The organism is Massilia sp. NP310, from assembly GCF_019443485.1.
GTDB classification, from domain to species: Bacteria; Pseudomonadota; Gammaproteobacteria; order Burkholderiales; family Burkholderiaceae_D; genus Telluria; species Telluria timonae.
This window is the reverse complement of the sequence record NZ_CP080379.1, coordinates 840,294-863,520: the sequence shown is the minus strand read 5'-3', so window position 1 is coordinate 863,520 and position 23,227 is coordinate 840,294. Positions and strand designations below refer to the sequence as shown.

At 67.5% G+C, this 23,227-nt stretch carries 23 protein-coding genes; 7 read left to right on the top strand and 16 right to left on the bottom strand.

Annotated features, from left to right (window positions below; all coding sequences use genetic code 11):
* Window positions 1–33: 33 nt before the first annotated feature.
* Window positions 34–1,251, bottom strand: coding sequence for a YeeE/YedE family protein (locus KY496_RS03965; RefSeq protein WP_219863975.1), 1,218 nt, complete (start codon window positions 1,249–1,251; stop codon window positions 34–36).
* Between the two features lie 86 nt (window positions 1,252–1,337).
* On the opposite strand from KY496_RS03965, the gene arfB reads away from it, so the two are divergent.
* Window positions 1,338–1,733, top strand: a complete 396-nt coding sequence (gene arfB, locus KY496_RS03960; protein ID WP_219863973.1) for an alternative ribosome rescue aminoacyl-tRNA hydrolase ArfB — start codon at window positions 1,338–1,340, stop codon at window positions 1,731–1,733.
* Window positions 1,734–1,742: 9 nt separating this feature from the next.
* Here arfB and KY496_RS03955 read toward each other — a convergent pair whose 3' ends face one another.
* From KY496_RS03955 to KY496_RS03935, 5 genes are all read right to left on the bottom strand, one after another.
* Complete coding sequence (locus KY496_RS03955) at window positions 1,743–2,072, bottom strand: hypothetical protein (RefSeq protein WP_071363001.1); 330 nt, start codon at window positions 2,070–2,072, stop codon at window positions 1,743–1,745.
* Between the two features lie 54 nt (window positions 2,073–2,126).
* Complete coding sequence (locus KY496_RS03950) at window positions 2,127–3,308, bottom strand: tetratricopeptide repeat protein (protein ID WP_219863971.1); 1,182 nt, start codon at window positions 3,306–3,308, stop codon at window positions 2,127–2,129.
* Window positions 3,309–3,378: 70 nt separating this feature from the next.
* Entirely contained in the window at window positions 3,379–4,494 is a 1,116-nt protein-coding gene (locus KY496_RS03945) for a YsnF/AvaK domain-containing protein (protein WP_219863970.1), read from the bottom strand.
* Window positions 4,495–4,518: 24 nt separating this feature from the next.
* A complete protein-coding gene (locus KY496_RS03940) occupies window positions 4,519–4,941 on the bottom strand; it encodes a YsnF/AvaK domain-containing protein (protein WP_184236472.1) in 423 nt (140 codons plus the stop codon).
* A gap of 90 nt (window positions 4,942–5,031) precedes the next feature.
* Entirely contained in the window at window positions 5,032–6,282 is a 1,251-nt protein-coding gene (locus KY496_RS03935; protein WP_184236475.1) for a TIGR03862 family flavoprotein, read from the bottom strand.
* 137 nt (window positions 6,283–6,419) lie between these two features.
* Here KY496_RS03935 and KY496_RS03930 point away from each other — a divergent pair, with 137 nt between their 5' ends.
* The 5 genes from KY496_RS03930 (at window position 6,420) to dctP (ending at window position 9,483) form a co-directional block, all read left to right on the top strand.
* Complete coding sequence (locus KY496_RS03930) at window positions 6,420–6,818, top strand: hypothetical protein (RefSeq protein ID WP_005671184.1); 399 nt, start codon at window positions 6,420–6,422, stop codon at window positions 6,816–6,818.
* On the top strand, window positions 6,815–7,018 hold the full coding sequence (locus KY496_RS03925) for a helix-turn-helix transcriptional regulator (protein WP_005671186.1): 204 nt from the start codon (window positions 6,815–6,817) through the stop codon (window positions 7,016–7,018). The genes KY496_RS03930 and KY496_RS03925 overlap by 4 nt, the downstream gene beginning before the upstream one ends.
* Window positions 7,015–7,980, top strand: coding sequence for an alpha/beta fold hydrolase (locus KY496_RS03920; RefSeq protein ID WP_219863968.1), 966 nt, complete (start codon window positions 7,015–7,017; stop codon window positions 7,978–7,980). The genes KY496_RS03925 and KY496_RS03920 overlap by 4 nt, the downstream gene beginning before the upstream one ends.
* 13 nt (window positions 7,981–7,993) lie before the next feature.
* Window positions 7,994–8,212 (top strand): hypothetical protein, encoded by a 219-nt coding sequence (locus KY496_RS03915; RefSeq protein WP_184236484.1) that lies wholly within the window; start codon window positions 7,994–7,996, stop codon window positions 8,210–8,212.
* 230 nt (window positions 8,213–8,442) lie between these two features.
* Entirely contained in the window at window positions 8,443–9,483 is a 1,041-nt protein-coding gene (dctP, locus tag KY496_RS03910; protein WP_005671192.1) for a TRAP transporter substrate-binding protein DctP, read from the top strand.
* A 31-nt stretch (window positions 9,484–9,514) separates the two neighbouring features.
* Here the strand turns inward: dctP and moaD are convergent, their stop codons facing one another.
* The 6 genes from moaD to KY496_RS03880 form a co-directional block, all read right to left on the bottom strand.
* Window positions 9,515–9,772: a molybdopterin converting factor subunit 1 gene (gene moaD, locus KY496_RS03905; protein WP_005671194.1), complete on the bottom strand. Its 258-nt coding sequence runs from the start codon at window positions 9,770–9,772 to the stop codon at window positions 9,515–9,517.
* A 7-nt stretch (window positions 9,773–9,779) separates the two neighbouring features.
* Window positions 9,780–11,027, bottom strand: a complete 1,248-nt coding sequence (glp, locus tag KY496_RS03900; RefSeq protein WP_219863967.1) for a gephyrin-like molybdotransferase Glp — start codon at window positions 11,025–11,027, stop codon at window positions 9,780–9,782.
* A complete protein-coding gene (thrC, locus tag KY496_RS03895) occupies window positions 11,027–12,502 on the bottom strand; it encodes a threonine synthase (protein WP_219863965.1) in 1,476 nt (491 codons plus the stop codon). The genes glp and thrC overlap by 1 nt, the downstream gene beginning before the upstream one ends.
* Window positions 12,503–12,655: 153 nt before the next feature.
* Window positions 12,656–14,044: an L-serine ammonia-lyase gene (locus KY496_RS03890; protein ID WP_219863963.1), complete on the bottom strand. Its 1,389-nt coding sequence runs from the start codon at window positions 14,042–14,044 to the stop codon at window positions 12,656–12,658.
* An 89-nt stretch (window positions 14,045–14,133) separates the two neighbouring features.
* A complete protein-coding gene (locus KY496_RS03885; protein ID WP_184236496.1) occupies window positions 14,134–15,096 on the bottom strand; it encodes an NAD-dependent epimerase/dehydratase family protein in 963 nt (320 codons plus the stop codon).
* Between the two features lie 35 nt (window positions 15,097–15,131).
* On the bottom strand, window positions 15,132–16,334 hold the full coding sequence (locus tag KY496_RS03880) for a glycine C-acetyltransferase (RefSeq protein WP_005671204.1): 1,203 nt from the start codon (window positions 16,332–16,334) through the stop codon (window positions 15,132–15,134).
* A 236-nt stretch (window positions 16,335–16,570) separates the two neighbouring features.
* Between KY496_RS03880 and KY496_RS03875 the strand changes: the two genes are divergently transcribed.
* A complete protein-coding gene (locus KY496_RS03875; RefSeq protein WP_005671205.1) occupies window positions 16,571–17,146 on the top strand; it encodes a helix-turn-helix domain-containing protein in 576 nt (191 codons plus the stop codon).
* A 107-nt stretch (window positions 17,147–17,253) separates the two neighbouring features.
* On the opposite strand, the gene KY496_RS03870 is transcribed toward KY496_RS03875, so the two are convergent.
* The 4 genes from KY496_RS03870 to KY496_RS03855 form a co-directional block, all read right to left on the bottom strand.
* A complete protein-coding gene (locus KY496_RS03870; protein ID WP_219863961.1) occupies window positions 17,254–19,422 on the bottom strand; it encodes a prolyl oligopeptidase family protein in 2,169 nt (722 codons plus the stop codon).
* A gap of 212 nt (window positions 19,423–19,634) precedes the next feature.
* Window positions 19,635–21,059 carry a tetratricopeptide repeat protein gene (locus KY496_RS03865; protein WP_219863960.1) on the bottom strand — a complete coding sequence of 475 codons (1,425 nt, stop codon included), beginning with the start codon at window positions 21,057–21,059 and terminating at the stop codon, window positions 19,635–19,637.
* A gap of 124 nt (window positions 21,060–21,183) precedes the next feature.
* Window positions 21,184–21,849: a PolC-type DNA polymerase III gene (locus tag KY496_RS03860; protein ID WP_219863958.1), complete on the bottom strand. Its 666-nt coding sequence runs from the start codon at window positions 21,847–21,849 to the stop codon at window positions 21,184–21,186.
* A gap of 41 nt (window positions 21,850–21,890) precedes the next feature.
* Entirely contained in the window at window positions 21,891–23,156 is a 1,266-nt protein-coding gene (locus KY496_RS03855; RefSeq protein WP_219863956.1) for an Hsp70 family protein, read from the bottom strand.
* Window positions 23,157–23,227: the final 71 nt, after the last annotated feature.

Genomic DNA, 23,227 nt, shown 5'->3' with positions numbered 1-23,227 from the left:
GCGCGCGGCGGCGGGAGGGACGGACAAGACCGATCAGCAACCGCCCAGCTTCACCCGCTCCACTTCCAGCCCGAACAACGGCCGCAAGCGCGTGCCGACCACGTTCCCGATGAACGCGACCACCAGCCACAGCCAGCCATGCAGGCTGCCCGAGATGATCCCGCTGAAATAGGCGCCGATATTGCAGCCGTAGGCCAGGCGCGCGCCGTAGCCGAGCAGCAGGCCGCCGACCACCGCCGCGACCAGCGAACGCAGTGGCAGCTTCCACACCGGCGCATAGCGGCCGGCCAGCGCCGCCGCCAGCATCGCGCCGAGCACGATGCCGATGTCCATCACCGAAGTCACATCCTTCCACACCGGCGCGGCCAGCGCGGCGGCGTTGGCGCCGCTCGACCAGTAGGTCCAGCTGGCGACGTCGATGCCGGCCGCCGATGCAGCTTTGGCGCCCCACAGCGCGAACGCCGAGGTCACGCCCCACGGCCGGCCCGACAGGGCCAGGGTGGCGAAGTTGAGCACCACCAGCGCCAGCGCGCCGGCCACCAGCGGCCACGGACCGCGCAGCCAGCGCGCGCCGCCGGTCGGTTGCGACTGCGCCGCGACCAGCCGGCCGTGACGGCGCTTCTCGACCACGACCGTGACGGCCGCGATCAGGGCGAACACGAGCAGGTTCAGCGCCAGCGCCGGGGCCAGGCCCAGTTCCTTCACCGCCGACAGCGGCGGCAGTTGCGGCATCGCGGTCCAGAACGGCATGTGGGCGGTGCCGATCAGCGAGCCGACGATGAAGAACAACAGCGTGACGATCATGCGCGTGCTGCCGCCTCCGACCGTGTACAGCGTGCCCGAGGCGCAACCGCCGCCCAGCTGCATGCCGATGCCGAAGATGAAGGCGCCGACGATGACGGACGTGCCGGCCGGCTGCACCAGCCCGGTGACCGGGTTGCCGAACAATGTGCCGCCGGCGAGCGCCGGGAAGAACAGCACGACGCCGACGGCCAGCATCAGCATTTGCGCGCGCAGGCCGGCGCCGCGGCCGTCGGCGATGAACACGCGCCAGGCCGAGGTGAAGCCGAAGGCCGCGTGGTACAAGGCGACGCCGAGCAGCGCGCCGACGATGTAGAGCGCGGCCTGGCGCGGACCGACGACCTGCGTCAGGTACCAGGCGCCAAGCACGATGAGCAGGAATGCGACGCCGAAGGGCCGCAGGTTGATGTCGGCGCGTCGTGCGCCGGACAAGGATGCAGAATTGGTCATGAGTGACGAAGAAGTTGAGACGGAACCCTCTATTCTCTAATATCTTCACTTTGTTTGCAGGCCGCCGGCCGGTTTACAATGACGCCATGGCCGTCATCAATCCTCTCGAAGTCGAATTCAGCGCAATCCGGGCCCAGGGTCCGGGAGGCCAGAACGTCAACAAGGTCTCGTGCGCCGTGCATGCGCGGTTCGACATCGGCGCCTCGTCGCTGCCGCAACACGTCAAGGATCGCCTGCTTGCCACGAGCGACGCGCGCATCACGCAGGAAGGCGTGCTGGTGCTCAAGGCGCAGCAGTCGCGCAGCCTGGAACAGAACAAGGAGGACGGCCTGCGCCGCCTGCAGGAGCTGGTCGACAAGGCCGCGGTCGTGCCGCTGACGCGTCGCCCGACCCGGCCGACGCGTGGGTCGCAATTGCGGCGCCTGGACGCCAAGGCGCGCAGCAGCCAGACCAAGGCCTTGCGCGGCAAGGTCAGCGACTGATCTTCGCCTTCAGGCCTGGAGCGACGCGAACCACGCTGCGTAAGGCGTATTCGCCACCATCCGCCGATTGAGATCCGGCGCGCCATCGGTCCACCATACCGGCCCACGCTCTCCCAGGGCGCGCTTGGCTGCGTCGACCGCCTGGCGCGCGGCCCGCTCGGCATTGCCGTCGCGCGCCTTCAGGGCGGCGCCGACGTCCCGCCGAGCCTTCATGAGCTGGTCGACCAGCTGCTGGCGCTCGTCCGGCGCAAGGCCGGGATTGCTGGCTCGCCACAAGCGGCCCGAGACGACGAAGTACCTTCCGTCGGGCGTAGTGGGATGTTTGTCAGGTGAAGGCATGGCCGCACTATACCTAAAGGCGACATGCGCGGCCGTTCGCTTCCTGCCAATCGATCAAGGCTGCAGGCCGTAGCGGTCGATGAACCCTTTGACGCCGCCTGGATTGGCGGCCAGCCAAGCGTTCAGCGCCGGCCGATACGACTGGCGGAACAGGAGCAGCAGGATCGCCGGCTCCAGCTGCCCATCCTTCGCCAGCGCCTGCATCTGCAGCAAGGCGGGGTCGGTCACGCGCTGGTCGCCGAGCGCCCTGGTCTCGTCCATCACCTTCAGGGCGGTGCGCCACGCGCCCAGTTCGATCTCGTACGGCGATTTGTCGGCGGCGCTCTCCGACTGGCGCTGGTTGGATTCGCTCATGCCGAGCAGCAGCCGCATCGCGTAGTTCGGGGTATCGGCCTGGCCGGCGGCCGACTCGTCGATATGGATCGTGAACTTGCCGTCCGCCTCCTGCGCCACGCGCACGCCACGCCTGAACGCCAGCGACTTCAATGGCAGGCCGGCGGCGGCGCGCAGCCTGGCCAGCTTGCCCCAGCTCGGACGTTGCGACGGATCGGCCGCGATCGACGCATACAGGGCTGATTCGGCCTGGGTGCGTTGGCCCTGCGCCAGCAAGGCGTCGGACAGGAAGCGCCACGCCTGCGCATTTTGCGGTTCGATCTCGGTGGCGCGCCGGAACAGCGCCTCGGCGCGCGGCCAGTCGCCCTGCATGAAGTGGCAATCCGCCGCGCCCACCCAGGCGCTCGACGCCTTGGGGTCGGCCTCCATCGCCGCTTCGTACTTGAGCAGGGCTTCCTTCGGCTTGCGCTGCGCGAACAGGGCCGAGCCTTCGGCCAGCAGCTTCGCAGCGCGCGGATTCGGCGTATGCAGGGGCGACGCGCCGTCGTCGTCCAGCATGCGCAAGACCTCGTGCGCGATCGGATCGTCGGCGGCGAGCGTGGTCGCGCGCTCGGCCAGGGCGCGCGCCGCCTGGCGCACCTGCGCCGCCTTGTCCTTCGGGGCCACGCTGGACAGTTTGAGCATCAGGCCGGCCTGCAGCGACACCGGCAGCGAGGCGTTGGGGTCGGCCTGCTGCGCGGCCTTGTACTTGTCGAGCGCTTCCTGGTACTTGCCCTGCCCCTCGAGCACGTGGGCGTCGCGCACCAGGGTGTGGCATGGCTCGCCGCATTGCATGGCGGCCGACGCCGCGGTGGTGAAGAACGCCAGCAGCGCAGGCAATAGCAATACACGGATGGATGTCATGGGCGGCCAGGCGACAAAATACCCATGTTACCGCGCCGCCCGCCCCATGTTATTCACCGAATGTCACGGCTCATGCGTCGTATTTGCCCGTCATGCGGTCCCACCCGTGTCGTACGGCCGACTTTATCTTTTCCCAGGTCGAGGCGCCGCCCGGGCGCGCTTCCCAGTCGGTACGCAGCTCGGGCTCGATCTCGTCCCATTGACGGCCCGTGTACCTGCCGCTGCCCGCCACCTGCGAACCGTAGAGATAGGCCGGCGCATAGTCGTCGTACGCCCCGCCGCTGGCGCCATAGGTGAGCTTGAAATGCTCGCGATAGTAGCGCTCGTCGTCGGACATGCCCGCGCCAAGCCGCTCGACGTCGACCTCGGTGTGGCGCACCGTGTCGTCGATCTGCTGCTGGCGTTCGCTGACCTGCTTGCCGATCGAGACTTCCTCGGTGATGCGGGCGGATTTCTCGACCACGGCTTCCTCGGCGCTCTCGCGCATCTCGATGGTCTGCTCCTTGAAAGCCGCCGCGTCGCTCGGGCTGATCGGCTGGTCCACCTTGCGCCGCTGGACGTCGACGTGTTCCTCGCGCAGGCCGATGGTTTCGTGCACCGGGACCTCGACGATGCGCGAGAAGATGCGCATGCCGCCGCGCTGGACTTCGCGCTTGCCGACCCGCAGCTGCTCTTCGACCACCGGGATGGTCGCGCTGGCCGCGCTGGTCGATACGTCGCGCTGCAGCGAGGCGCTGCCCGATGCGCCCTGCAACTGGCCGGATGCCGACTGGCTCGATGCCGCCGCACCCGGCGTCGCCCCTTGCCGTGGCCCGGCGCCCGTCAGCAATGCCCCGGCGGTGCCGACGCCATCCGAATGCTCGTCGATGTCGACCGGCCCGAAGGCCTCGACGACGTCGGCGGCGCGCTCGACGTCGGGCAACGTCTCGGCGCTGAGCGTCACCACGTGCTGGCCCCGCGCGAGCGCGCCTTCGTAGCGGCTCGCGTGGTGCTTGTCCTCGTCGCCGAACAGGTCCTGGAAGAAGTGCTTGACGCTGCTGCCGATGCCTTCGGCGGTGGTGGCGCCGCCAGCATTGGCCTCGGACAGCCGCACGCTCTCGCGGCTGAAACCGGAAGACAGCAGCTGGTCGTACGCGCTTTGCGCGTCGGTACGGTTGTCGAAAACCGCGACTAGCGTATGATGCATGATGAGCCTCCTTGGGTGATGACTTCAGGCGCCCGAATCGCCGGCCTCGTCGAAACGTTCTACCTCGACCCGTTCCGCCTTGAGCGAAACGGTATCAAGGTGACGCTCCTCGTGCCGGACCCGGGTGATGTGCAGTTCTTCCTTGATGCGGACCTTGCGCTCCACCACCAGCACTTCCTCGAGCACGGGAATGACCAGGGTGTCGCCTTCGTGGCGGTGACCGGGCGCCTCGTCGGCGCCGACGATGCGGTCCACCGGGACATGTTCGACGCGCAGCTCCTCGCGCAGCAGGCGTTCGTCGATGGCGACGGGATGTTCGGTGACGGTCTTGTGGATGCGTACGCCGCGGCCGGTGTCGACCATGCGGGTGCCGACCGCGAGCTGCTCCTCGACGACAGGAATGCGCACGGGCTCCTGTTCGCTCGGCTCGGTAGGCGTGCTGGACATGGTCCACTCCTGGGCAAGGCTGCGAGAAGAACGATCCAGCCTACGCCAATCCACGAACGGCATGCGCACCGTTGGCGTTCAATTACCGGCTCAGGCGCCGGCGCGCTCCAGCCAGGCCAGCGCATCGCGCCCTGCGGCGCGGCCGCTGGCGAAGCAGGCGGTGAGCAGATAACCGCCGGTCGGCGCCTCCCAGTCGACCATCTCGCCCGCCACGAAAGTGCCCGGCAGCGCGGCCAGCATTGCGGTGTCATCCGCCAGCGCATCGAAGCGCACGCCGCCCGCGCTGCTGATCGCCTCGTCGATCGGGCGCGCGCGCAGCAGCTTGACCGGCAGGCGCTTGATGCCGGCGGCCAGGCGAACGGGGTCGGCGTATTCTTCGCGCGACAGGCATTCGTGCAGCAGCCCGGCCTTGACGCCCTTGATGCCGAGCCGGCTTTGCAGGTGGCTGGACATCGAGCGCGACCCGCGCGGGCGCGTCACTTCGTCGAACACGCGCCCGGCATCGTGGTCGGGCGCCAGGTCGAGCCAGAGGGTGGCGCCGCCAATACGCGCGATCTGGTCGCGCAGCGGCGCCGACAGCGCGTACACCAGGCTGCCCTCGACGCCGCCCCCGGTGATGACGAACTGGCCCTTGCGCCAGGCGATGGCGCCATCCTGGTCCTCGCAACCGGCGGCCACCGTAAGCAGCGGCGCGCCGGCGTAGCGGCTGCTGAAATGCTCGCTCCAGCCGACATCGAAACCGCAGTTGGCGGGCGCCAGCGGGGACAGCGCGACCCCGCGCTCGGCCAGCAGCGGCTGCCAGGCGCCGTCCGAGCCGAGCCGCGCCCAGCTGGCGCCGCCCAGCGCCAGGATCGTGGCCTCGGCCTCGACCAGCAACTCCCCTTCCGGCGTGGCAAGGCGCAGCCGGCCATCCTGCCAGCCCAGCCAGCGATGGCGCATGTGAAAGCGCACGCCGGACTCGCGCAGGCGGTGCAGCCAGGCGCGCAGCAGCGGCGCCGCCTTCATCTCGCGCGGGAAGACCCGGCCCGAGGTGCCGACGAAGGTCTCGATGCCGAGCTCGTGGATCCAGGCGCGCACCGCACCGGCGTCGAATCCTTCCAGCCAGCGCGCCACCTCGTCCTGGCGCGCGCCATAGCGCCGCACGAAATCGGGATAGGGTTCGGAATGCGTGATATTCATGCCGCCCTTCCCCGCCAGCAGGAACTTGCGGCCCACGCTGGCCATCGCATCGTAGACGTCGACCTGCGCGCCGCCTTGCGCCAGCACCTCGGCCGCCATCAGCCCGGCGGGGCCGCCGCCGATCACGGCGACACGCTTGGAGGAAATGGAAGACTGGGTCATGACGGTGCGGGGGACGGAAAAGATGGACCCGCATTGTAGTCGAGTTCGGGCAGCCAAAGACGATGTAAAGGTTGCTTGACATAGCGTCCCGGCAAGCCTACGATGTAAAGTATCCTTTACTACTCGAGGGCGAGACGATGACAGCAAACACGCATGAACGACGGGTCGGCAAGGCTTATCTGAGGGAGCTGGGCATCTCCTTCGCGGTGTATGTGATCCTGCTGGTGGCGTCGATCCTCTACGGCCGGCCGATGGCAGAAGGCGTGCCGCGCACCGTGGTCCTGCTGTCGCCGATGCTGGGATTCTGTCTGATGCTGTGGGCCATCGCGCGCCACCTGGACCGGGTCGACGAATACCTGCGCCGCTACCTGCTCGAATCGTTCGCGCTGGCCGCCGCGCTCACCGCCGGGCTCACCTTCAGCTATGGCTTCCTCGAGACCGCCGGCTATCCGCGCCTGTCGATGTTCGCGGTCTGGGTGGTGTTGTGCGCGGCCACCGTCCTGGTCTGCACGGTGCGGGCGCTGCGCCGGCGATGAAGAACCGCATTCGCGCGCTGCGCGCCGAACACGGCTGGAGCCAGGCCGACCTGGCCGAACGCCTCGACGTCTCGCGCCAGAGCATCAACGCGATCGAGACCGGGCGCTACGACCCCAGCCTGCCGCTCGCCTTCGCCATATCACGGTTGTTCGGCCTGCCGGTCGAAGCCATCTTTTCACCCGATCAGGAGACCGCATGAAGAAAGCTTCCCTGTTGTTCGCACTCGCCGCACTGGCTGCCAGCGCCGCTTCCATCGCCCAGGCCCAGGCGCAGGCCGCGCCTCCAGCGGCGCCAATCGTCAACCGTTTCGCCGCCACCATCGAACCGGCCGAGCGCTTCGAATCCGGCGGCCTGCTGGTCGAGCGCCACGGCAGCCGCGGCCGGCCGGTGATCCTGGTCCCTGGCCTGGCCAGCGGTCCCTGGGTATGGCAGGAAACGATCCGCCAGTTCAAGGACGAGTTCACCCTGTACGTGGTCACCCTGCCCGGCTTCGATGGCCGCCCGGCGCCACGCGCAACGTCCGACTGGGCGCCGTTCGAAGGCGCGCGCGCCGCCCTGCGCGGCCTGATCGCCGAGCGCAAGCTGGACAAGCCGGTCATCGTCGGCCACAGCCTGGGCGGCACGCTGGCCTACGCCGTGGCGCAGGACCTCGGCAACGGCATCGGCGGCGTGGTGGCGCTGGACGGCCTGCCGGTCTTCCCCGGCACCGAGAACATGCCGCCGCAGCAGCGCCCGCAGGCCGCGATCAACGTGCGCAACCGCATGGCGGCCAGCCGGCCGGATGCCTACGCCGCCGAGCAGCGCCAGTACATGCGCGGCCAGGGCGTGCTCGACATCGGCAAGGCCGACGACATCACGCCGCTGCTGCTGCGCAGCGACCGCGAGGCGGTCGGCGCCTACGTGGCCGACCTGCTGGCGCTCGACCTGCGCCCGGGCCTGTCGAAGATCAGCGCCCCGGTGCTGGTCGTGGCGCCGTTTTACCAGTACGATGCGGCTCAGGATGCGCTGACGGTGAACGACAAGGTCGAGCATTACCGGATGCTGGTCGAAGGGATTCCCTCGGTCGAGGTGGTGCCGATCGCGCCGTCGCGCCACTTCCTGATGATCGACCAGCCGCTGGCGCTGGCCGGCATCCTGCGCCGTTATTTCGACCGCCGTTGAAAGGAGTCATTCCATGCGTCCTGGGTCACAGTCATACCTCCACTGGATCGGCCAGTACCTGCTGGCCGCCGGCACCATGTTCCTGCTGCTGTGCGCAATCGACCTGATGCGCGGCGACAGCCTGGCCCGCACCTGGGGCCCGACCCTGCTGTGGTCGCTGGCCGCGGCCGCCATCTTCGTCGCCGCGCGCTGGCGCTCGGCCAGCCAGGCCATTACCGACAAGGCCCGCTGACGCGGCTATTCTCCAGGATGGATCAAGGCCGGTTCCACCAGCGTGCGCGATACTGCCGCGTTGGCGCCGGTCTACGTTAACCGCATGCCTTTGTCATAGCTGCAATATTCCGCTTGACATGCGGTGTGGCAGGAATATTCTTGTACACGCCAGCGTGAACGATGGCGCCCGCTCGACGAGGTCAGCCACGATTCGCCCGGCAGTCCGTTAAAACATCTTGGAGGATGTATATGTCGGTAATCAACCGGTCGTTTACGACCCGCAGGGCAATGCTGGGCGCGATCGCGACCAGTCCCCTATGGATGCAGTCCGCCTGGGCCCAGGCCAGCAATCTCAGGATCTCGCACCAGTTCCCCGGCGGCAGCATCGCCCAGGGCGATTTTCGCGACCGCCTGTGCCGCATGTTCGCGGCCGAGGTCGAGAAGCGCACGCGCGGCAGCCTGAAGTTCTCGATCCACCCGGGGTCGAGCCTGATGCAGCCGAACGCCCAGTTCGGCGCGCTGCGCAGCGGTTCGCTCGACATGGCCCTGGTGCCGCTGTCGTATGCGGGCAGCGAAGCGCCGGAAGCGAATATCGGGCTGATGCCGGCGCTGGTCACGTCCTACGATCAGGGCTATGGCTGGAAAAACGCCCCGGTCGGGCGCGAGCTGGCGCGCATCCTCGGCGAACAGGGCCTGGTGATCGTCAGCTGGATCTGGCAAGCCGGCGGGGTCGCCTCGCGCGGCGCTCCGATCCTCAACCCCGGGGACGTGCGCGGCCTGAAGGTGCGTGGCGGCTCGCGCGAGATGGACATGCTGCTGCAGGACGCCGGCGCGACCGTCGTCAGCCTGCCGTCCAACGAGATCCACGCCGCCATGCGCAGCGGCGCACTGGATGCGGCCCTGACCTCGTCGACGTCCCTCATTTCCTTCCGCCTGCAAGAGACAGCCCGCTCGCTGACCACGGCGCGCGGCGGCTCGTACTGGTTCATGTTCGAGCCGCTCCTGATGTCGCGCACCGTGTTCGAGCGCTTGCCCAAGCCGCAGCAGGAAGCCATCCTCAAGGTCGGCGCCGACCTGGAGCAATTCGCGATGAAGATGGCGCGCGTCGACGATGCCGAGGTAGTGTCGGTCTACCGCGGCGCCGGCGCGCGCGTGGTCGACCTCACTCCGGAAGCCCTGCGCGGCTGGCAGGCGGTGGCGCGCAATACGGCGTGGAAGGATTTCGCGGCGCGTAACAGCAATTGCGCGAAATTGATGGCGTTGGCGGAGCAGTCGATCGCGGCCTTGTGATGGAACAGCCGGCCGCGGCGGCCGGCCGCTGTCAACCGCCGGTCACCGGCGGGAAGAATGCCACTTCGGCGCCTTCGCCGATTGGCGTATCGGCGCCGCACATGACCTGGTTGCACGCCATGCGCACCGCACGTTCCGGCGCCAGGGCCTCGGCCCACACGCCGCCGCGTGCGCGCAGCAGTTCGCGCACGCCGCCCACCGTCGCGACATCCGGCGGCAGGTCCAGTTGCTCCTGCGCGGCGCCCACGGCTTCGCGCAGCGCGGCGAAGTATTTCAAACTGATCTTCATGTCTTTCCTAATACTGTAATTCGGCGAACGGAATGAAGCGCACCAGGTCGCCCGCGGCGATGCGGTTGCCCGCCGGGTTGTCGACCAGGCCGTCGCCCCACACCGTCGAGGTGAGCACGCCCGAACTCTGGTTCGGGAACAGGTCCAGTCCCCCGGCCGCGTTCAGGCGCGCGCGCAGGAATTCGTTGCGGCGGTCGCCCTTGGGCAGGTCGAAGTCGGCGCGCACCGTATATCCCTTTGGCTCGACCTGGCCCGTCACGCCCTGCAGGCGCAGCAGGAAAGGCCGCACGAACAGCAGGAAGGTGACGAAGCTCGACACCGGATTGCCGGGCAGGCCCAGAAAAAACGCAGCGCCATCGTCACGGCGCACTTCACCGAAGGCCAACGGTTTACCCGGCTTGACCGCGATCTGCCACATCGACAGGCGTCCTTCCGCTTCCACGGCAGGCTTGATGTGGTCTTCCTCGCCGACCGAGACGCCGCCCGAGGTGATGATCAGGTCGTTCTCGCGCGCCGCCTCCCGCAAGGTGGCGCGGGTCGCCTCGAGCGAATCGGGGACGATGCCGAAGTCGCTGATCTCGCAGCCGAAGTTCTCCAGCAGGCCGCGCAGGGTGAAGCGGTTCGAGTTGTAGATGGCGCCCGGTTTCAATCCCTCGGGTGGCACGTCGCCCGGCATGGTCAGCTCGTCGCCGGTGAAGAACACCGCCACGCGCAGGCGCCGCCGCACCGGCAAGCTGGCCAGGCCGACGGATGCCGCCAGCCCCAGTTCCTGGCTGCGCAGGCGGCTGCCGGCCGGCAGGATCACGGCGCCGGCGCTGATGTCCTCGCCCTTGCGGCGGATCCACTCGCCGGCGCGCGGCGCATGGTGGATGGTGACGCTGTCGCCGACCGCCTCGGTCTGCTCCTGCATCACGACCGCATCGGCGCCCGGCGGGATCAGGGCGCCGGTGAAGATGCGCGCCGCGGTGCCGGGCTCCAGTTCATGGCCGACGCTGCCGGCCGGGATGCGCTGGCTGACCTTGAGGGTGGCGCTGCCGCCCGCGCAATCCGCCGCGCGCACGGCATAGCCGTCCATCTGCGTATTGTCGGCCGACGGCACGTCGATCGTCGCCAGCTGGTCCGCGGCCAGCACGCGGCCGTTGGCCTCGAGGGTCGCGACGGTCTCGACCTGCTCCACCGGCCGCGCGGCTTCCAGCAGGAAGTCGAGCGCTTCGCGCACCGACAGCATGGGGGCTTTCTGTACCGGTGCGTTCATCACAGCCCCGTGTGCTCGGCGATGTAGGCCTTCATGCGGACGACGTCGGCCGGCATGACCACGAAACGCTGCGGCAGCGACTCGATGTCCTCGAAGCCGGCCGGACGCTCGGCGTCCTGGCCCAGCGCTTCGAGGATGGTTTCGTTGAACTTGGCCGCCAGCGCGGTCTCGAGCACGATCATCGGCACGCCCGGCTGCATGTGTTCGCGCGCGACCTTGATGCCGTCGGCGGTATGGGTGTCGATCGTGATGCCGAAGTCGTCGGCGACGTCGCGGATCGTGGCCAGGCGATCAAGATGGGTCGAGCGGCCCGACAGGAAGCCGAACTTCGCCACATCCTTGAATTCGTCGCCATCGCTGCCCGGTGCGCCGGACAGGTCGAAGCCGCCATGGGTGTCGACCTTGCGGAACAGCGCATGCGTGCGCTCGGCGTCGCGGCCCACCAGTTCGTACACGAAGCGCTCGAAGTTCGAGGCCTTGGAGATGTCCATCGACGGGCTGCTGGTGTGGAAGGTCTCGGCAGGTTTACGCACGCGGTAAACGCCGGTGCGGAAGAATTCGTCCAGCACGTCGTTCTCGTTGGTGGCGGCCACCAGCTTGTCGATCGGCAGGCCCATCATGCGGGCGATGTGGCCGGCGCAGATATTGCCGAAGTTCCCCGACGGGACCGTGAACGACACTTTCTGATCGTTGCTGGTGGTGGCCGCCAGGTAGCCGCGGAAGTAGTACACGACCTGGGCCACCACGCGCGCCCAGTTGATCGAATTGACGGTGCCGATCTTCTGGCGCGCCTTGAATTCGAGGTCGTTCGAGACCGCCTTGACCAGGTCCTGGCAATCGTCGAACACGCCTTCCACCGCGATATTGAAGATGTTCGGGTCCTGCAGGCTGAACATCTGGGCGGTCTGGAAGGCGCTCATCTTCTTGTGCGGCGACAGCATGAACACGCGCACGCCGCGCTTGCCGCGCATCGCGTACTCGGCGGCGCTGCCGGTGTCGCCCGAGGTGGCGCCGAAGATGTTCAATTCATCGTCGTTCCTGGCCAGCGCGTACTCGAACAGATTGCCCAGCAACTGCATCGCCATGTCCTTGAAGGCCAGGGTCGGGCCGTTCGACAGCGCCTGCAGCACCAGCTTGCCCTGCACGCCGTCTTCCAGCACGCGCAGCGGGGTGATGTCCGCGCTCGATTCGTCGGCGCGGGCGTTGCGGTAGACCTCCGGCGTGTAGGTGCGCGCGGTCAGCGTCTTCAGGTCGGCGTCCGGGATGTCGGTGGCAAACTTGCGCAGGATTTCATAGGCCAGTTCGGCGTACGAGAGCTTGCGCCAGGCATCGAGCTCGGCGCCAGTCACCTGCGGGTATTCGGCCGGCAGGTAGAGGCCGCCGTCCGGGGCCAGACCACCTAACAGGATGTCGGAGAATTGCTGGGGATTGCGTGCTGCGGACGCGCTCGTCGCGCGGGTGGACACATAATGCATACAGTTTGAAGATCCGGTTGGCTCACATTGAAACTTTATTATAGTGGGAGCGGGCGGAAATGTATGCTGTGCTGCAAAAAACGGGGTTGTGGCGCATACGCCACTACCCCGCCCCCGCGCAGGCGGGGGGCCAAGTTTGTACGAACGGCCGTATCAGCAGGCCGCGTGATTGACCGTCACCACATGAATCGCCAACCCGCCCAGCGAGGTCTCCTTGTACTTGACCTGCATGTCGGCGCCAGTCTGGCGCATCGTCTCGATCGCGCTGTCCAGGCTCACGAAATGGGTGCCGTCGCCCTTCATCGCCAGCGAGGCGGCGGTGATCGCCTTGATCGCGCCCATGCCGTTGCGCTCGATGCATGGAATCTGCACCAGGCCGCCGATCGGGTCGCAGGTCATGCCCAGGTGGTGCTCGATGCCGATCTCGGCCGCGTTTTCGATCTGTTCGTTGCTGCCGCCCAGCGCGGCCACCAGGCCGGCCGCCGCCATCGCGCAAGCCACGCCCACCTCGCCCTGGCAGCCGACTTCGGCGCCCGAGATCGAGGCGTTCTTCTTGCACAGCATGCCGATCGCGCTCGACGCCAGCAGGAAATCGCGCACGCCCCGCACTGGATCGATCGGCCGGCAGTCCTCGGCGTAATAGCGCAGCACTGCGGGAATGATGCCGGCGGCGCCGTTGGTCGGCGCGGTGACGACCCGGCCGCCGGCCGCGTTTTCTTCGTTGACCGCCATGGCGTACAGGCTCACCTGCTGCACCGCGTCATGCGGCAAGGCGTTCAGTGGTTGCTGTTGCGCTTGCTGTGCCTGCTTCCACAGGCCGGCCGCGCGGCGGCGCACGTCCAGGCCGCCCGGCAGGCGGCCCTCGGTTACCAGGCCGTGGCAGATGCACTCGCGCATCACGCGCCAGATATTGTCCAGGCCCGCATCCAGTTCTTCGTCGCTCATGCGCGTGCGCTCGTTGGCGCGCAGCATGTGCGGAATGCTCAGGCCATGGCGGCGGCCATGCTCGAGCAGCTGGGCCATCGTGTCGAACGGGTATGGGACCGGCGCCGCGTCCGTTTCAGGCGCGCGCGCCTGGCTCTCGCCGGCCGCGGTGATGAAGCCGCCGCCGACCGAATAATAAATGCGCTCGATGATGCTGCCGTCCTGCAGATGGAGCACGAAGCGCATGCCGTTCGGGTGCTCCGGCAGGGTCGAGGCCTTGTGCCAGACCAGGTTGGTCTTGGCACTGAACGGCACCGGCTTGATGCCCAGCAGGTGCAGCACGCCGTCGAATTCCGCTTCCGCCAGCTTGTCCTCGACCGCGCTCGGGTCGACGTCCTGCGGGGTCTCGCCCATCAGGCCGAGGATCACGGCCTTGTCGGTCGCGTGGCCGACGCCGGTCAGCGCCAGCGAGCCATACAGGTGGGCTTCGACGCCGACCGCCTGTTCCAGCATCCCGCTCTCGAGCAGGAAGCGGCGCGCCGCCACCATCGGGCCCACGGTGTGGGAGCTCGAGGGGCCGATGCCGATCTTGAACAGGTCGAAAACACTCATGTCCATGCTTGTCTCACTTTTCGGTTCTTATAATGATTGCGGCCTGGCGCGTCGAGGCGGCAGGCCGTTGGATGCGTGTCCTGGCAAGGCGGGGCTTACGCCGCCACGCCCAGGCCCACGTCGATATTCTTCAGCATCGAATCGACCATCTCGTCGACGCCAATGCGCGATTTCCAGCCCCAGTCGGCGGTGGCGCGGCTGTCGTCGAGGCTCTTCGGCCAGGAGTCGGCGATCTGCTGGCGGCTGTCCGGCTTGTAGTCGATGCGGAAAGCCGGCAGCGCCTTCGAGATCGCGGCGGCCAGTTCGCGCGGGTTGAACGACACGCCCGCCACGTTGTACGACGAACGGATCGCGACCTGCTCGGCTGGGGCTTCCATCAGCTCGATGGTGGCGCGGATCGCGTCCGGCATGTAGATCATCGGCAGGGTCGTTTCCGGCCCCAGGAAGCACTCATAGGTTTCGCCGCGCAGGGCCGCGTGGAAGATCGCGATCGCATAATCCGTGGTGCCGCCGCCCGGAGGCGATTTGTAGCTGATGATGCCGGGGTAGCGGATGCTGCGCACATCGACGCCATACTTGCTGTGATAGTACTCGCACAGGCGCTCGCCGGCCAGCTTGCTGATGCCGTAGATCGTGGTCGGATCCATGATCGTGAACTGCGGCGTGTTCTCGCTCGGGGTGGTCGGACCGAAGGCGGCAATTGAGGATGGCCAGAACACCTTCAGCGGCTTGCCCGCTTCGCCCCGTTCGCGCGCGATCTCGAGGATGTTCAGCAGGCCGTCCATGTTCAGCGACCAGGCCTTCAGCGGGGCCTTTTCGCCGGTGGCCGACAGCATGGCGGCCAGCTGGTAGACCTGGGTGATGCCCTCATCCGCGACCAGGCGCGCCAGGCTGTCCTTGTCCAGCACATTGAGCACGGTATAGCGCGCGGCGCCGTACAGGTTCTTGTCGCCGATGTCCGAGGCGATCACGTTCTGCGCGCCGTGCTTGTCGGCCAGCGCGCTGACCAGTTCACTGCCGATCTGGCCGTTGGCGCCGATGATGAGGATGCGTTCCATGCTGTCTTCCTTGCTTCTATGTATATTGGTCTTGCTTAGTTCTTGATGATGCCCAGCTCTTTGCCGGCTTGCTCGAAGGCCTTCAGCACGGTGTCGAGCTGCTCGCGGGTATGGGCCGCGGACAGCTGCACGCGCACGCGCGCCTGCCCCATCGGCACCACCGGATAGAAGAAGCCCGACAGCAGCACGCCCAGCTCGAACATGCGCGCCGCGAATTTCTGCGCGACCGGCGCCTCGAACAGCATCACCGGCACCACCGGGTGGGTGCCCGGCTTGATGGTGAAGCCGATGCGCTCGATCTCCTGGCGGAAGTAGGCGGTGTTCTCGTGCAGGCGGTCGCGCAGCTCGGTCGACTTGGAGATGCGCTCCAGCACCGCCAGCGAGGCGCCGGCGATCATCGGCGCCAGCGTGTTCGAGAACAGGTAGGGACGCGACTTCTGGCGCAGGGTTTCGATGACTTCTTTTTTCCCCGACGTGAAACCGCCCATCGCGCCGCCCAGGGCCTTGCCCAGGGTGCCGGTGATGATGTCGATCTTGCCGATCACGCCGCAATGCTCGTGGGTGCCGCGGCCGGTCGCGCCCATGAAGCCGGAGGCGTGCGATTCGTCGATCATGGTCAGGGCGCCGTACTTTTCCGCCAGCGCGACGATCTTGTCCAGCTGGGCGATGGTGCCGTCCATCGAGAACACGCCGTCGGTGACGATGATCTTGTGGCGCTTGCCGGCGTCAAGGGCGGCGATCAGCTGCTTCTCGAGGTCGGCCATGTCGTTGTTGGCATAGCGGTAGCGCGCGGCCTTGCACAGGCGTACGCCGTCGATGATCGAAGCGTGGTTGAGGGCGTCCGAGATGATGGCGTCGTTCTCGTCGAACAGCGGCTCGAACACGCCGCCATTGGCGTCGAAGGCGGCCGCGTACAGGATCGTGTCTTCGGTGCCCAGGAAGTTCGAGAGTGCCTGCTCCAGCTCCTTGTGCACGGTCTGGGTGCCGCAGATGAAGCGCACCGACGACAGGCCATAACCGTACTTCTCAAGGGCGGCGGCGGCGGCGTTCTGGGTCTCGACGTCGCCCGACAGGCCCAGGTAGTTATTGGCGCACATATTGATCAGGGTACGGCCATCCTGCGCCACCACCTCGGCGCCCTGGCGCGAGGCCAGCACGCGCTCGGGCTTGAACAGGCCATCAATCTTCAAGGTCGCGAGTTTTTGCTGCAGGCTGCTGTAGAAAGCTTGATCGCTCATGGTGTTCCCCTGTTCCCTGTTTAATGTGGCTGAACTCGTGGCAAGACCGGCGGCTTGACCGGCGGTCGGCGGATGTTGTACCGTTGGTTCGTTCGATGTAGAGAACTAGTTCGCTATCTCGAACAAAAATTCGATATATTGAATCTTACGCCCAGCCAATGAACTTGGCAAGCGGCTTCCCATATACTTATTAGCAATTTGCATTAGGCAATACCCAGACAGGCAGCCAACGGAAAATGAGTACCACTCTAACAAACAATGCCCCGCCAGAAGTTGGCGCCACACTACAACGCCTGCGGCTGGCGCGTGGCCTGACGCTCGAGGACCTGTCGCGTATCGCCGGCGTGTCGAAGTCGATGCTGTCGCAGATCGAGCGCGAGAAGGCGAATCCGACCATCGCCATCACCTGGCGCCTGGCCAATGCGCTGGGCGTTCAGATCGGCGAACTGCTGTCGTCCGAGGTGAGGACGAGCGACCTGATCCGGGTGGTCGACGCCCACGAGATCCCCACCCTGCCCGGCGCCCACGCCGGCTATTCGCTGCGCATCCTGGGGCCGATGGACCTGGCGGGCAAGTATGAATGGTATGAGCTGACCCTGGCGCCTGGCGGAGAGCTGGCCTCGCAGGCGCACGATCCGGGCACTGGCGAGCACCTGACCGTGATCACCGGCACCGTCGAGCTGGAGGTGGGGAACGAAAAGCGCAAGGTGCGGCATGGCGCGACGGCCAGGTATCCGGCCGATCAGAACCATGTGATCCGCAATACGGGCAAGACCGAGGCGAAGGCCGTATTGGTGGTGGTCCACCGGTAGGCCTGCAAATCAGGCACGAAAATCAGGCATGAAAATCAGCGGCCGCCGGGTTGCCCTGGCGGCCGTTGTCTCGTTCACCCGGCGCAGCGCCGGGTGATCGTTACTACCTAGTGCGAGCCGCCAACCGTCTTGGCAGCATCCTGCATGTGCAGCTCACGCGACAGGAAGCCCCAGCGATCGGCGACTTCCTCGATCTGCTTGCCGGTCGGCTTGCCGGCGCCATGGCCCGCCTTGGTGTCGATGCGGATCAGGATCGGCGCCGAGCCGGCCTGGGCAGCCTGGGCCGCGGCCGCGTACTTGAAGCTGTGCGCCGGCACCACGCGGTCGTCGTGGTCGGCGGTGGTGACCATGGTCGCCGGATAGCAGGTGCCCGCCTTCAGGTTGTGCAGCGGCGAATACTTGACCAGGGCCTTGAACTCGTCAGGATTTTCCGACGAGCCGTAGTCCGAAGTCCATGCCCAGCCGATGGTGAACTTGTGGAAGCGCAGCATGTCCATCACGCCCACGCTCGGAATCGCCGCCGCGAACAGGTCCGGACGCTGGGTGGTGGCCGCGCCGACCAGCAGGCCGCCGTTGCTGCCGCCGCCGATCGCCAGTTTCTTCGGCGAGGTGACCTTGTTCTGCACCAGCCACTCGGCCGCGCCGATGAAGTCGTCGAACACGTTCTGCTTTTGCAGCTTGGTGCCGGCCTGGTGCCAGGCTTCGCCGTATTCTCCGCCGCCGCGCAGGTTGGCCACTACATAGACGCCGCCCATCTCCATCCAGGCCAGGTTGGCCGGCGAGAAGCTCGGGGTCAGCGCGATATTGAAGCCGCCATAGCCGTACAGATAGGTCGGGTTCGAGCCGTCCAGCTTGAGGCCCTTTTTGGACACGATGAACATCGGCACCTTGGTGCCGTCGCGGCTCGTGTAGAACTGCTGGCGGGTCTCGTAGTCGGCCGGGTTGAAGGCGACCTTCGGCTGGCGGAACACGGTGCTCTCGCCGGTCTTGAGGTTCAGGCGGTAGATCGTGGTCGGATTGGTGAAGCCGGTGAACGAATAGAAGGTCTCGGCGTCCTGGCGCTTGCCCGTGAGGCCACCGACGGTGCCGATGCCCGGCAGCGCGATCTCGCGCACCGGCTTGCCTTCGAGCGACACCACGCGCACCACGCTCTTGGCGTCTTTCAGGTACTCGAGCACGAGCTGGTTGTTGATGATGTCGGCGCCGGCCAGGGTGTCGGCGGTTTCGGCGGCGATCTCTTTCCAGTGATTCTCCGACGGCTTGCTGATGTCGATCGCGACGATGCGCTTCTTGGGCGCGTTGCGGTCGGTGCTGAAGTAGAACACGGTGCCGACGTTGTCGATGAAGTCGTAGCCGGCGTCGAAGTTGTCGATCAGGTCGACCACCTTGGCATCGGGCTTGGACAGGTCCTTGTACGAAACGCGGTTCTTCGGCGCGGTGCCCTTGGTGGTGGTGATGATCAGGTAACGGCCATCGTCGGTGGTCTGGCCGCCGAACCCCCATTCCTTCTGGTCGGCGCGGTCGTACACCAGGGTGTCGGCGCTTTGCGGCGTGCCGATGCGGTGGAAGTACAGCTTCTGGAAGTAGTTGACGTCGGCCAGCTTGGTCGCTTCTTTCGGCTCGTCGTAGCGGCTGTAGAAGAAGCCCTTGCCATCCTTGGTCCAGGCGGTGCTCGAGAACTTGACCCACTTGATGTGGTCAGGCAGGTCCTTGCCGGTGTCGATGTCGCGCACCTTGATCTCGTTCCAGTCGGAGCCGGACGCGGCGATGCTGTAGGCCAGCAGCTTGCCGTCGGGGCTGACCTCGGCGCCGGCCAGGGCGACGGTGCCATCAAGCGCCAGCGTGTTCGGGTCGAGCAGCATGCGCGGCTGGTCGTTCAGGTTCTTCAGGGTGTACAGCACGGCCTGGTTTTGCAAGCCATCGTTGCGCGTGTAGAAGTAGCGGCCGCCTTCCTTGCCCGGCACGCTGTAGCGCTCGTAGTTCCAGAGCTGGGTCAGGCGCTGGCGGATCGCCTCGCGCTGCGGGATCTGCGCCAGGTAGGCCTGGGTGACCTTGTTCTGGGCGTCGACCCAGGACTTGGTGTCGGCGCTGTTCGCGTCCTCGAGCCAGCGGTAGGGGTCGGCCACCACGGTGCCGTGGTAGTTGTCGGTCTGGTCGACTTTCTTCGACACGGGATAGGTCAGCGAAGGGCCGGCAGGCGAGCAGCTCTGCCCCATCGCTGGCGCGGCGAAAGCAGCGGCCAGGACGGCGGCGAGCGTGGCGAGTCTCATGTGCATATTCTTCTCGGGCTGTTGAATGATGGTGTGGGCTTGTGGCCGCAGGGCATCATAGCGCGAAATGACATGCTTGAGTATGGCGTAGCTGCCCGGGCAGCCGCTCGCGGCCGGACGCGTATTGACGATGCATGCCACGCGCATGCCAGGATGCGGCGAGTCTAAGGAAAACCTCGCGAAACCCCGGCGGAACACGCAGCGCCGTGAGAACACGCTCATGCGCCGGTGCGCCCGAGCAGCCGGCGTGGACTCGTCTTCGAGGCCAGCCAGCGCTCGACCAGGGTCCGCGCCCGGCGCCGCTCGGCCGGGCTCAGCAAGGCGGTAAAGTCGTTGGCCGCCGTGCTGGCGGCCAGCGCGACGTCGGCCGGCGCCGCCTTGTCGAGGCCGCGGCCCTGGCGCGCCAGCCAGGCCCACATGCAGGCCCGCACCGGATTCTTCGCGACGCCGCGCCCGGCGGCGTACAGCCCGCCCAGGTTGTGCTGGGCCGGCGGGTGGTCCTGGCGCGCCGCGAGGCGGTACCAGTGGGCGGCCAGATTGTCGTCGCGCGGCACGCCTTCGCCGCAGGCATACATGGCGCCCAGGTTGTTCTGGGCGCTGGCGTCGCCCTGCTGGGCGGCGCGCCGGTACCAGGCCGCGGCCAGGGCCAGGTCGCGCGGCACGCCCTGGCCCTTGGCGTACAGCAGGCCCAGCGCGAACTGGGCATTGGCGGCGCCGCCCTCGGCGGCCTGCAGGTAGAACTCGAGCGCGCGCGCCGGATCGCGCTGCACGCCGCAACCGCCGGCCAGCATGCGCGCCACCCGGTACTGGGCCTGCACGTGGCCCCGGGCCGCCGCCTGCATGTAGCAGCGCAGCGCGCGTGCGCTGTCGCGCGGCATGCCGCCGCCCGAGAGCAGCCCGCCCAGCACGTACAGCGCCTCGCGTTCGCCGCCGGCCGCCGCGCGTTCGAGCCACTGGATGGCCAGGGCTGGATCGGGGCCGGCGCCGCGGCCTTCGGCATAGGCCACGCCGAGCTGGCGCTGGGCGGTGGGGTCGCCCGCCCCGGCCGCGTGGCGGAACCAGTACAGGGCCTGGGCCGGACTGGGCGCCACGCCCTGCCCGCGCGCATACATTTGCGCCAGTTGCACCTGCGCCGGCACGTGACCCTGCATCGCGGCCTTGCGGAACCATGCCATCGCCAGCGGGTGGCTGACGTTGACGCCGAGGCCGTGCAGATAACCCTGGGCGAGCTGGGTCTGGGCGCGCGCCATGCCTTGTTCGGCGGCCCGGTAGAACCAGCCGATCGCCGCCTTGTGCGAGCGCGGCACGCCGCGGCCCTTGCGGTACAGGAGTCCCAGATTGTGCTGGGCCGAGCGGTCGCCCTGCTCCGCGGCGCGCTGGAACCAGTGCGCCGCCCGCGTGTGATCGCGGCACACGCCGCGGCCGTTGTAGTACATGGCGCCCAGGTGGTTCTGGGCATAGGCCAGCCCCTGCTGGGCGGCGCGCGCCAGCCAGGCGGCCGCCTTGGCCTCGTCGCGCGCGACGCCGTCGCCACGCAGGTACAGCTGGGCCAGGTTGAACTGAGCGTAGGGATTGCCGCCGCTGGCGGCGCGGTGGAACCACTCGTAGGTGGCGGTGCCCTGTCGGGCGGCATCCTCGCTCATCGAAGTCCTCTCGGCGTTCTCAATCCCGTTGTTAAAATTTTAAGGAGAGCGAGGGATTCGGGATTTGCGACCGCACAATCGGACGGTCAGCGGCGCGCGCGCCGCCACGGTTGGGTCAGAAGGCTCAGGCAGCGACGGCGGCCGCGGCAGCGCGGCGCTCGCGCACGGTGGCCGCGTACTTGTCGAGGAAGGCGGGAATCTTGGCGGCCGCGACCTTGTTGATCAAGACCAGCAGCGCCGGCTCGACCTGCTCGATGCCGCAGGTGCGGCCGAGGTGGCGTGCGGCGTGCAGCAGCACGTCGGCGGCCACCTGGGCGTCGGCCTCGGCCCGGTGGGCGGCGCCGCGGAACTCGATGCCGAGCTGGCGCGAGAGCAGGCCCAGCTTGTAGCTGGCCAGGCCCGGGAACAGGCGGCGCGACAGCTTCAGCGAGCACACCAGGCCGGCGTGCGACGTGGCGCGGCCGAAGCGCGCGCCTTCGGCCTTGAGGAACTTCTCGTCGAAGCTGGCATTGTGGGCCGACAGCACGTCGCCGCCGATGAAGTCGAGCAGTTCCGGCACCACCTGGTGCGCCGGCGGCGCGCCGTCGACCATCGCTTGCGTGATCCCGGTCAGCTGGGTGATGAAGGATGGGATCCGCACGCCGCAGTTCACCAGCGAGACGTAGCGCTCCGTCACTTCGCCGCCGACGATGCGCAGCGCCGCCACTTCGGTGATGCGGTCGCCCATCTCGGGCGACAGGCCGGTGGTCTCGAAGTCGAGCATCACCAGCGGTCGATCATAAACACTCATCGTTCCATCCTCTATTGTATGTGCGCGGTCGGGCCAGACCTTCAGCCGAACCTGCGCAGCGCGTCCAGCGCCAGGCCGGTGCCGATGCTGCCGAACAGGTCGCCCTCCACGCGGCGCGCGCCCGGCACCATGGCGCCGATGCGCTCGCGCAGCAGGCCGACGCCGCTCGAGCCGCCCGTGAAGAATACCGTATCCACGTCCTCCGGCTTCACCCCGGCATCCGCGAACAGTTTACTCACCGTGGTCGCCACCTGGTCGACCAGGCCGGCAATGGCCGCCTCGAACTGCGCGCGGGCGACGTCGAGGGTCTCGGGCGGCGCCAGGCGATCGAGCTGCAGGCGCACCGTGTCGGCGTCGGACAGCGCGATCTTGGCGCCCTCCACCTGGATCGCCAACCAGTGGCCGGCGCGCTCGTCGATCAGGTTCTGCAGGCGCCCGATCTTGCCTGGCTCGGCCGCGTCGCGCGCCAGGTCGGCCAGCTGCGTCACGCTCTTGCGCGTGTAGGCCTGGTTGATCGTATGCCAGGTCGCCAGGTTGAAGTAATAGCTGGACGGGATCGCCGCGCCCGAACGCAGGCTGCTGCCGTAACCGAGCAGCGGCATCACGCTGGCCAGGCTCAGGTACTTGTCGAAATCGGTGCCGCCGATGTGCACGCCGCCATTGGCCAGGATGTCGTCGCGCCGGTCGCTGCGCGCGGCGCGCTGCGGGCCGAGGCGCAGCAGCGAAAAGTCCGAGGTGCCGCCGCCGATGTCGGCGATCAGGACCAGTTCCTCGCGCTCGATCCGCGCCTCGTAGTCGAAGGCGGCGGCGATCGGCTCGTACTGGAAACCGATCTCCTTGAAGCCGACCGCCTGCGCCACCTCGCGCAGCGTGTCCTCGGCCAGCTGGTCGGCCTGCGGGTCGTCGTCGATGAAGAAGACGGGACGGCCGAACACCGCGCGCTCGAACGGCACGCCGGCCTGGCTTTCGGCGCGGCGCTTCACCTCACCGATGAATTGCGACAGCAGCGCGCGGAACGGCAGCGCGCGGCCGGCGACCTCGGTCTGGCCGTCGATCAGGCTGGTGCCGAGCAGGCTCTTGAGCGAGCGCATGAGGCGGCCCTCGTAACCCTCGAGGTATTCGGCCAGCGCCGCGCGCCCATAGCTGACCCGCTCGTCGTCGGCATTGAAGAACACCACCGACGGCAAGGTGGGCTTGCCATCCTCGAGCGTCAGGAGCGCCGTGGGGGCGGAGTGGGTCGTGCCTGGCCGGAGCCAGCCGACAGTGGAGTTGGACGTGCCGAAGTCAACGCCGCAAGCGTGCGCCATAGGAACCTTTATATCGAAGGGGCGGTATGTTACCAGATTTGGATTGCCCTGTAAGCGGCCTCTTACATACA